Consider the following 10,221-nt stretch of genomic DNA (forward strand, 5'->3'; position numbering starts at 1 on the left):
CCTACTCACTTCGCGTTCTTGGAGGAAGGAGTCTTCTTGGCCAAAATAATAAAAAATGCCTTCACCCGCTTTTTTATCACTGGATTTTTTGAGTTGCATGGAAAGACCACGCTGAATCACATGTAACTGACCAAAGGGATTTTCTATTCCAAAAGAAAAAAGCACACTACTGGATGCTTGAATTTTTCTCTCTATAATTCACTTAGATAACACTTCACCATGATGGATTTGTGGAAGTCTCAATTTTGGTAGTTCTAACCGAAGATTCTTAACATCACATCTACCACAAATAGTAATTTTGAAATCACTTGATTGTTTATACATCATTCATAATCCACAGTAAAGAGCATCCACTATGTGGACACTTCGTATTATTATGATAAAATTACGTTTGAAATGATTGTTAATATAGACACAAACGGTACCAAACCGCAAATATTAACTAAATTTGCTAACGCTTTTAAATCAATAAATCCAGCTATTATAGAGCTCCCTATTCCCGCCAATCCAATTGTAAAAGTTGGTACTCCAGTCTGTTTATTAATCTTCGAAAGTGATCTTGGTAACAGTCCATCACGACTCATAGCAAAGAATACACGTGTTGGTTAACAGTGTGATTTCCACATCAAGAAATAGGAATACATGATGAAAAAGAGATAACCCGTAGCAATAGCTCAATCATTGGGAGGTGCTCCATTTATATTAGGTGTAACAGGGGGATATTGTTCAAGCGGTGCTTTTATACTGTATTTAACTTAGAGGACTAGAAACGCTCAATACCGGGTGTGCTTTGACTAATAAGAAGGGGTTATAGCTTTTCTTTTCTTAAGACTGCACATATTGTTTAATTTGATCAACACATAAATTTCTCAGCTCTGTACTGGAGTACGCCTTGTAATTTTTATACCAGTCTACTGTATGGTTTAAAGTCTGCTGAAGAGACCATTTCGGTTCCCAATTGAGCTTGAATTTTGCTTTACTTATATCTAGGTTTAGGAATGTTGCCTCATGAAATTCTTCTGGATTTGCATTTGAAGATATCCAATTCCCACATCCCCAGGACTTTATCATACCGGTAACAAGCTCTTTTACTGAGACAATATTATTTAGTTTTGGACCGAAATTCCATGCGCCAGAAAAAAGTACCCCCTCAGTAATAATTTTTTCTGCTAGAAGTAAATATCCACTTAAGGGTTCAAGTACATGTTGCCAAGGTCTTACTGCATTAGTATTTCTAATGAAAATTTCTTGATTTGATTCCAGTGCCCGTATACAATCAGGAATAATCCTGTCTATTGACCAATCTCCTCCACCAATTACATTGCCAGCACGAACACTTGCGATTATTTTTTTATGGTGCTCATATTTTTTTTCTGGAAAATAAGAGTTGCGGTAGGAGGAAATTAATAGTTCGCAGCATCCTTTGCTAGAACTATAAAGGTCATGTCCACCTATTGGTTCATTTTCACGGTATCCCCAAACCCATTCATTGTTCTCATAACACTTGTCACTTGTAACCATAATTCCTATTTTAGTGGATTCATGTAAACGGATTGCTTCTAATATATTCATTGTTCCCATAACATTTATATCATACGTATCTTTAGGGTGCTCATAAGAATATTTAACAAGTGGTTGTGCGGCTAAATGAAATACAATTTCAGGTTTATAATCTTTGAAAAGCTTATTTAATTTATTAAAGTCTCTTATATCCCCACGAACATCAATTATGTCGCTTTGAAGGTTTGTTAAATTAAAGTTATCTTTTTTATTTTTAGGATCTAAAGAATATCCAATTACAGTCGCGCCTAATTCTTTTAACCAAATGGATAACCAAGAGCCTTTAAAACCAGTGTGTCCTGTGATTAAAATCTTTTTTCCATGAAATACATTCTTAAAGCTATTATTGAACAATTGAATCACACCTTAGAAATAGATTTTCATACATTTGGATATAGATGTGTATTATGTTTATACCAATTAACTGTTTTAATAATACCTTCTTCAATACTTATGCGTGGTTCCCAAGATAGCATACTTTTAATTTTATTAATATTTGGTTTAGAAATCATTCTCTCATTCGTTCTATAGGATAACGCACCATAATTGGGTCCTTTATTAGTCTGCAAGTGTTTAAAGAGTAATTCCACATAATATTTTAAAGGGTGAGTCTCACCGCTTCCAATATTAAAAATCTCATTTTGTATAGAATTATTTTCAATTGTTAGCATACAAGCATCTATAATATTATCTACATAGCAATAATCTCTTAATTGATTACATAACGTTAAGTTTACATTTCTATTCTGTAATACCTGTAAAATAATATAGCAAAAAAATTTATGTGGTTCTTCACCTTCTCCAAATACTCCAAAGGGTCTTAAGGTTACAAGGTTGATATTGTTTTCAGCCGCGACTTGATGAGCAATTATAGTGGCTGCAGCTTTACTACTTCCATAAATATCTACTGGTGTTAATTCCATATCTTCCGTAATAGATTCTGTTTTATCTCCATACTCAGAACTGCTTCCAATATTAATAATCTTTTTGCAATCTATAGACTTCGCTGCTTGAATAATATTAATTGTACTTAAAACATTTGTTTCTATGGCATTCATGTAATCTGTATGAGCTGAATTCACCCCATATGCAGCAAAGTGAAAAATATAATCAGGACGGATTTGTTGTATAATATTCTGAACTTTTATCTTATCGCGTATATCTACTTCGTAAAGTTTGATACTTTTTAATACGTCTTTAAGACGCCAAGGATTTGACGAGCTTCTGGCTAAAATAACGATTTTTGCTTGTAATTTCAATAATCTTCTTACCAAATGAGAACCAATAAAACCGTATCCGCCAGTGATAAGAAAGGTTTTATTTTTAAAATGGTCAATTATATTCATATAATTTCATTTGCCTCCCTACAAATTTTTCACGAAAAAGGAATAAACAATTTTACTTAAGAAGTTCGTGTGAATTAGAGAATAATACTAGTTCGATACAAGGAAGAATGGATTTCATCTAAAAAATTAGAGAGGGTACTGGAAATAGTTTTTGACAGAGGACACATCTGAATTTTCGACAAATAAAGAGGTAAGAGAAAAGGAATTATCAAGTACACGACATGTATTTTGTATTTTTTCGATATAAGGAATATATATATATTCTAAAATTGACGGATCTATTTCTACATGTTCTTGTTTCCATAAATCAAATTCATTTGGATTAATAATTTCTATACTTCCAAAATGGAAATTGATTAATTCATCTTGGTCTATAAAAATCTTACTTTTTGTTTTTGTTATAGAAGAATGATGATTTAAAATTAGATTCCAAGGTGCAGTGTTAATACCCTTTTGAGTCATGATTTTGATATTAGAAAATAAATCAGGAATGTGATTTAAATATTTTTGATCACCCCATCTATTCATCTCAACATCATATACATCCTTGCAATATTCTAGGCACTTATCTTTCCACCATGTTAAAATTTCTTTACTGTTTTGATCATTTTTAAATCCTATTAGGCCCGCCTGATACATACCATGTACATTTTCCAGTTCAATAGTACCTCTCTGTGGGCAAAGAAATACAGAGTACTGCCACCATTCATCTAGAATTATATTTGGTCTTGCAAAGAAAAACATGTCTGCATCACAGTATATAATGTGATCAACTTCAGAATAATGATTAAGAATATGGAGGCATAGAGGAGCTTTTAATGTCCAGCAGTATTCCTGCAAGGTTCTTTCATTCTTTATACTTAAGAGTTCTTGATTTTCTATATCTTCCACATGAAACAGTATAGCATTCTTCAATTTTAGATTTGTTAGAATTCTATAGGTTACATTGTCCATACAACAAATCCACACTATAAAATCTGTACCCTGGCTTTCAAGGGAATGGTAACAAGTCAGTCCTTGAATTAAACGTTTTTGACTTATAATCATTGAATAATTCATAAAATGATTTGATTGATTCATTTTTCTTCTTAATTGTGTATCTTTATATAAAGTCTGCGCCTCGCTAATGTCTTTCATACTTAACAGGCGCTGTGTTTTTTCACCTAATTTTTCTACTAATTTTGTGAGGTTAGACCGAATTTCTTCTAGATAGGGGGTATAGATAAGGCGCAATATATTATTTGGTATTGAAAGTTTACCTAAAGACCAAAGATCAAAATCCTGTTCATTGAAAATGGTAATGCTTGCAAAATGATATACAATTAGTTTATCTGTTTCAATGTATACCTCATTTTGATTTTGATCAATTATATAATTGTTATTATAAATACAATTCCAAGGTGCAGCATTTATACCTAGATTGTTTGAGATTTTTACTTTTGGAAAGTAAATAGGGATTAAATCTAAATACTTTTGGTCACCAAATCTTCCTTTATCAGGATTAGCACTACACCAATCTAAGCATTTGTCTTTCCACCATCGTACGCTTTTTAATCCGTAGAAATCGTTTTTAAACCCAATTAACCCAGCCTGATATTTTCCATATTTTCCTTCTACCCAGTCACGGTCTCTCTGTGGACAAAGGTAAATAGAATTGTCAGCCCATTCTTTAAATATCATGTTAGGATCAGAGAAGAAATATAAATCACCATCACAATAGAGAACAGATGGCAAATTATTATTTACTAATAAATATTCAATAAGCACGGGCTTTAAAGTCCAACAATATTCACTGACTGACCTATTTCTTTTAATATCTTTCAAATTTGTATCCTCTATATCATCTACCTGCATGAGATTTACATTATTCAAGTTCATTTCTTTCAATATTGAATACGCAAACACATCTATACAACAAATCCATAAAGTGAATACTTTTGAATTTTTCATTAGAGATTGGTGCAAAGCAATTATTTTCAAGACGTATTCTGTTCCCACTATGGCACAAAAATGATTTTCAGAGTCAGCCTGTTTATTATTAGATATAGGAAAGATTTGTTTGTTTGTAGTTTTTTTAGAGTGATCAATAACTGAAGCATCTGAAGATAACGGAAAATCTTTTTCAACTTTAAAGGGAGTATAACGGAATGGCCAACCTTTCTTTCTATTATTAAAATGCAATGTTTATTCACTCCTTTCAACTATTTTTGTTAGGATTCCAGCTTGCATTTGCATCTTTAAGATCTTTAGGTGTATCTACACTAATCCAATAATCATTGTGCTCATAAACTGCAAGTTCCTTGTTTTTTATTAAATTTAGTAGCGGTTCTTCTTCAAGCATACAATCATTATCATTCAAATAATCGAATATTCCTTTATTAAATACAAAAAAACCTCCATTTATTACATTATTAAGTAGGGGTTTTTCCTTAAAATCCACAGCAATCCCGTTTTCAATCTGTAAAAGACCATATTGACTACTTTTATTTATACCGGTTAATGTTGCGATTTTTCCTTTGTCTTTATGAAATTTTATAAGTTCGTTAATATCTATCGTTGCTAATCCGTCACCATAAGTTAATAAAAACATATCATCCTGTATATGCTTTTCAAGTTTTTTTAATCTGGTTCCGGTCAGTGTTTCAATCCCTGTATCTATAAATTTTATATTCCACTGTTTTGGCTCTTCTAGCAACTGGTAATGATTATTCTTTAGATCTAAATTAAAATCATGTTTTTTCCATATATAGTCCATAAAATATTCTTTGATTTTTTCACCTCCATACCCTAATGGTAAGATGAATTCATGATGTCCAAACTTGCTATACCAATTCATTATATGCCAAATGAGAGGTTTTCCTTGAACTTGAACTAATGGCTTTGGAATATCTTTGAGAATTCCCTGCATCCTTAATCCTTTCCCACCACACAAAATAATGACTTTCATTAAACTTTTACCACCCTTCAGTTAACATAACTAATTTAAACTATGCTATCACTATTTAAATGGTATACACACTTGTACCTTTAATTTTGTAGATGATATTCCCCTTCAAAATTCTGGTTAAAATACAAAATAAAGCCTACTCAAATGTATGAGTAGGCTTATTGCCTTAACATCACTTCAAGGTTACAAATTGATTTCAAAATCTAACAAGCTTTTGTACTCATAGGTTACTTCTATTTGATGTACATATGGTGCTACTGGTTATTGTTATAATATATTTATCCAATTAATTTTCTCTAAAAATACCGAAAATGACCGTTTATAGTACTTTACTTATTTCTATCCAAATAGAACAAAATACTATTCAAATGCAGTTTCAAAACTCATTACCAAAAATAAAACTCTCACCATATTAATTATATGCAAAATATTGGAAATATGGTATTTTAAGTGTTTTTTGGATTTAGTTCTTGATTAACTACATACGAATTGCGCTTTTTTTCAGCAGGAAATCGACAAGTAATTGTGTAAAAAACACATAATTACTTATTGATATCAACCTAGAAAATTCTATATCAACATATCAGCGAAGGTGGATCCTACATTATTTTTACGCTTCATATGCTTCTCTAAATAGATCTTTGTTGTTTGAATATTTTCATGGCCAAGTGTTTGCATTAAATGATATAAATCTGCATTTCCTTGCTCTACTGCCATAATTGCAAAGGCATGTCGAAATGTATGTGCGGTTACTGGATTTTCACGGTATTGTAGGAACTCTAAGTTTGTTTTTTTTATCATATCTGTTACCTGATTAGAGAGTGTTTTAGAGTTATAAGCATTTCCTCTTTGATTTATAAATAACGGACTCTCATCCCCTTTTTCCAATACCGTTTGAAAGCCTCTTCTTCTCCTCATTTCACAAATACATTGATATAAATGTTCTGAAATGAAAAGTTCACGTATTTTGTCTCCTTTTCCTTTAACTTTTAACCAATACTTCCCGTCATAGTGTAAATCTTTTACGCATGCAGTACACAACTCCTGAATACGTGCACCAGTACTAGCCAATGCAAGTATTATTGTATAGTTTACTAAATGTCCTCTCTCTTTATAAAAACCTAATATTTTCATGACTTCCTTATAGGATAAATCACGATTTGGCCGATCTTGTTCATTTACATTTGCTCGCTGTAGCTCTTCATGAAGCGGTTTTTCGATATACCCAAATACATAAAGGTGTTTAAAAAAAGAACGAATTAATACGGTTTTCTTCGCGAGTGTTGCGACTGCATAGGTATTACCATTCCGACCATTTTGTACACTTTTTAACCAGAAATTAAATTTGCGAATGTGCCAAGGCTGCAATGTTTTTAATAAGGAAGCATTTTGTTGTACCTCTTCCCCATTCACTTCAAACTCTTCTGCATGCTGCACCATGCACTCACAAAATAATAAGATTTCAGATACATAACTCTTTTTCGTATCTTCTTTTCTATTCTTCTTCTCATCCATATCTTTTTGTAAATGTACGAAATGATAAATTACTTCCAGGTCACTTAAATACGTATATTTACTCTTCCCCTCTTTTTCAGCTATCTCCATTTTATCTTCTACTTTATCTACATAACGATTGTTATGCAGAAATGGAACAATATCTCTTATATTCTCTAAATATGTATCTATACTTCCACTTTTATTATTTATAATAGGTAAGTTTTCTTTTCCACTTTTATTATCCATATTTTTAACTCACCTCTCCTATTAAAGATTATTAATATAATTATTTTAATTAACTATACTTATCATTTTATTTCACTTCTATTAATTATACAAATTTAAATTCATATTCTTTCTGTAAGAACGCTATATTCTTCTCTATTTAACTATACTTATATTTTTTTATAATTTATTAGTAAATAGATGTTATTTAATAGCGAACGATATAACTTTTATATTATATATAAAATAAAAACAAAAATAAAAATCTATAAATATATAAATTATATTAGAAGTATTCATAAAACTCAATGTTATATATAAAGTTTAATAAACCTTATTTCTTATTTTAAATATAAATCATATTCTGATATGATAGATACATATCTAAAATACTAGTAAACGATAGTTATGGAGGTGTCCTTTCATGACACAAGATTTATTGTTCATTACTAAACCTACTGTAACGACAAAAGAGGCAGCCGACTTATTAGGAGTAACAGTACAAACAATTTTAAAAAAAGAAAAAGATGGATTAATAGAGTGTGTATATAAAGATAACTGGAAGCAATTCGGTAGTAAGATTTTCTATTTAGAGGATATTGAACGTTTAAAAAATAGCGAAGAGATTGAGGGGTATAGTACAAAAGAAGCAGCTGAGATTCTTAATGTAGCACCATCTACTGTCTTTACATATATCAAATCTGGAAAACTACCTGCTTCAAAGATTGAAAAGCGCGGAAAAGAAGTATATATCATTGATAAAAATGACCTTGAAACTTTTCAACTTACTTATGAAAAAATTACCTCAAAAGAGCGAAAAACATTCATTGCTAAAATTCAAGACGAAGATATATATTTATTTCAATTATTAACACATCAACATACCGGAAAAATAGCGAGAGTAATAGAAATCAATGGAGCAGACGGCAAGATTCTTACAGAAGACGAAGAAATTTTCCTTCTATCCACGTATAATGAACATGGTTACTCCTTTGAACCTTTCCGTAAGCAAGCTGTAATTACAAAACGAGGGTATTTATCTTTTTCATTTAAAAAACCTCAACTATTTAATTCCATTACTTATAATCTAATAAATTTATTTTATAAAGAGCTAGGTGTCACAAATATGCGATTGAGTGTTTCATCTGATACTATTAAATTAGAAATTAAACCTTTTGTATTACAAGTTGATCCATTGCAATTTCAAGAAGAGATTAAATACTTACATTCTCATATGAAATCCGGCACGATACTTCCACATGTTGAAGGAATTTATTTTAAAAGTAATGTAGAGCCATTAACTTTTCATGCAGATCATGAATTTAAGCAGAAAATAGTTCAAATGGCAGCGAGTGCAGGTATGGGACAGGAAGAATTCTTATTACAAGCTGTAAAATCTTATATAAGAAATTTAGAACAACAATAAATATTTCTTAAGAAAAAAGGCGTAGAAATTTAATCTTTCTACGCTTTTTAAAATATTCAATTTAGATATTCATTTCCATGAAATCACCATATGCACTATCAACTTAATAGAAATTTATATTATTATTTTAAATAAAGACAATCTTTGCAGAAATACGTTATATTCTATATGAATTTATATAGAAAACATAATTAAAGGAGAACTGAACATGATAAGACATATAGTTAGTTTCCTACTTGGAACATTTGTTATGATAATTGGTTACGTTTGTGTTATTCCCTACATCCTCGGAACCATTGACAGTAATATAAGCTATATTACTCAAGACAAAAAGTATTTTAGTAAGCTATATGACTATGACATTAACCTTTGGATGATTGCAATGCTTATATTTTGCATTTTTACTGCGATTTCTGTTCTTATACTCAAGTTACCCGATTATAAGAAAAATAAAAGCAATCCTATAAAAAAATATAATCAAACAAATTGGCGAAAAAAGCAAAAAGAAGGCGTCATAAATAATTGTTTATTATGTTATGGGATAATTAATTTATTTAATTTTTTTTGAATTAACAGTGCAGGATAGTTCAATGAGGATGATGATATAATTAAGTGGAAATTTACTTTATTTTATAATTTATGAGGTGGGAAATGGACTCTTTAGAATTAAACAAATCTAATTATACTGTCTCTAACATCAAAGATATTCTGTATAAAAAGCTTATTCTTGATAAACCGCTAACTAAAGATGAGGTGCAAAAATTAAACTTAGTTAATCCTACTGTATGCGAAAATGAGAAGTATCTCATTCAGGCACGGTGGTTTTGTAGTATGAATATCGGAGAGTGGGAAGATATAGATATTATCATTCAAGGGAATAATGAAAATCCCAATGTTGAGATTATCGATATGGCAGAAAAAATATTCGATGAACTCTATCTCCATATAAGCTGTGCATTAAAATATTTACAGAAATTCTTCCCTAATCAAGAAATGAAGAACTACTACCTATCCACAATATCTTTTGGAAAGATGGTTAATATTGACGATTATATATTGCCAGGTTTTAGTTTAGCGTTTATTTATGAAGGTACCTATGAGTTTCAGTATAAAGTAAAATTTAAAGACAATGGATGGCCGATTGGTTTTGAAGGTGGGCCACTTTAATAATCATATATAATTTTTCTTATTGGGGTCTCACCACACATCCATCAACTTAA

7 protein-coding genes and 2 pseudogenes are annotated in these 10,221 nt (G+C 30.5%); 3 read left to right on the forward strand and 6 right to left on the reverse strand.

The window, feature by feature from the left end; translation table 11 throughout:
- Nucleotides 1-380: 380 nt before the first annotated feature.
- The 6 genes and pseudogenes from COL05_RS25845 to COL05_RS25875 all read right to left on the reverse strand — a co-directional run.
- Nucleotides 381-602, reverse strand: a pseudogene (locus tag COL05_RS25845) (amino acid permease); the annotation flags it as partial.
- 223 nt (nt 603-825) lie between these two features.
- A complete protein-coding gene (rfbG, locus tag COL05_RS25855; RefSeq protein WP_098670660.1) occupies nt 826-1,914 on the reverse strand; it encodes a CDP-glucose 4,6-dehydratase in 1,089 nt (362 codons plus the stop codon).
- Nucleotides 1,915-1,940: 26 nt separating this feature from the next.
- On the reverse strand, nt 1,941-2,900 hold the full coding sequence (locus tag COL05_RS25860) for an NAD-dependent epimerase/dehydratase family protein (RefSeq protein ID WP_098670665.1): 960 nt from the start codon (nt 2,898-2,900) through the stop codon (nt 1,941-1,943).
- 132 nt (nt 2,901-3,032) lie between these two features.
- Nucleotides 3,033-5,087 (reverse strand): glycosyl transferase, encoded by a 2,055-nt coding sequence (locus tag COL05_RS25865; protein ID WP_098670661.1) that lies wholly within the window; start codon nt 5,085-5,087, stop codon nt 3,033-3,035.
- Between the two features lie 16 nt (nt 5,088-5,103).
- Nucleotides 5,104-5,853, reverse strand: coding sequence for a sugar phosphate nucleotidyltransferase (locus COL05_RS25870; protein WP_063223345.1), 750 nt, complete (start codon nt 5,851-5,853; stop codon nt 5,104-5,106).
- A gap of 570 nt (nt 5,854-6,423) precedes the next feature.
- Complete coding sequence (locus tag COL05_RS25875; protein ID WP_098670662.1) at nt 6,424-7,596, reverse strand: tyrosine-type recombinase/integrase; 1,173 nt, start codon at nt 7,594-7,596, stop codon at nt 6,424-6,426.
- Nucleotides 7,597-7,999: 403 nt separating this feature from the next.
- On the opposite strand from COL05_RS25875, the gene COL05_RS25880 reads away from it, so the two are divergent.
- From COL05_RS25880 to COL05_RS25890, 3 genes and pseudogenes are all read left to right on the forward strand, one after another.
- Nucleotides 8,000-9,001, forward strand: a complete 1,002-nt coding sequence (locus COL05_RS25880; protein ID WP_098670663.1) for a helix-turn-helix domain-containing protein — start codon at nt 8,000-8,002, stop codon at nt 8,999-9,001.
- A 208-nt stretch (nt 9,002-9,209) separates the two neighbouring features.
- Nucleotides 9,210-9,523, forward strand: a pseudogene (locus COL05_RS25885) (hypothetical protein).
- A gap of 129 nt (nt 9,524-9,652) precedes the next feature.
- Nucleotides 9,653-10,168, forward strand: coding sequence for a hypothetical protein (locus COL05_RS25890; RefSeq protein WP_098670664.1), 516 nt, complete (start codon nt 9,653-9,655; stop codon nt 10,166-10,168).
- The last annotated feature ends 53 nt before the right edge of the window (nt 10,169-10,221 follow it).

The sequence above is a fragment of the Bacillus sp. AFS059628 genome, assembly GCF_002571225.1.
Taxonomy (GTDB): Bacteria; Bacillota; Bacilli; order Bacillales; family Bacillaceae_G; genus Bacillus_A.

Excerpts from the sequence above, each read along its gene's own strand:
- COL05_RS25870 (WP_063223345.1), bottom strand. The coding sequence starts at position 5,853 with ATGAAAGTCATTATTTTGTGTGGTGGGAAAGGATTAAGGATGCAGGGA.
- COL05_RS25875 (WP_098670662.1), bottom strand. The coding sequence starts at position 7,596 with ATGGATAATAAAAGTGGAAAAGAAAACTTACCTATTATAAATAATAAA.
- COL05_RS25880 (WP_098670663.1), top strand. The coding sequence starts at position 8,000 with ATGACACAAGATTTATTGTTCATTACTAAACCTACTGTAACGACAAAA.
- COL05_RS25890 (WP_098670664.1), top strand. The coding sequence starts at position 9,653 with ATGGACTCTTTAGAATTAAACAAATCTAATTATACTGTCTCTAACATC.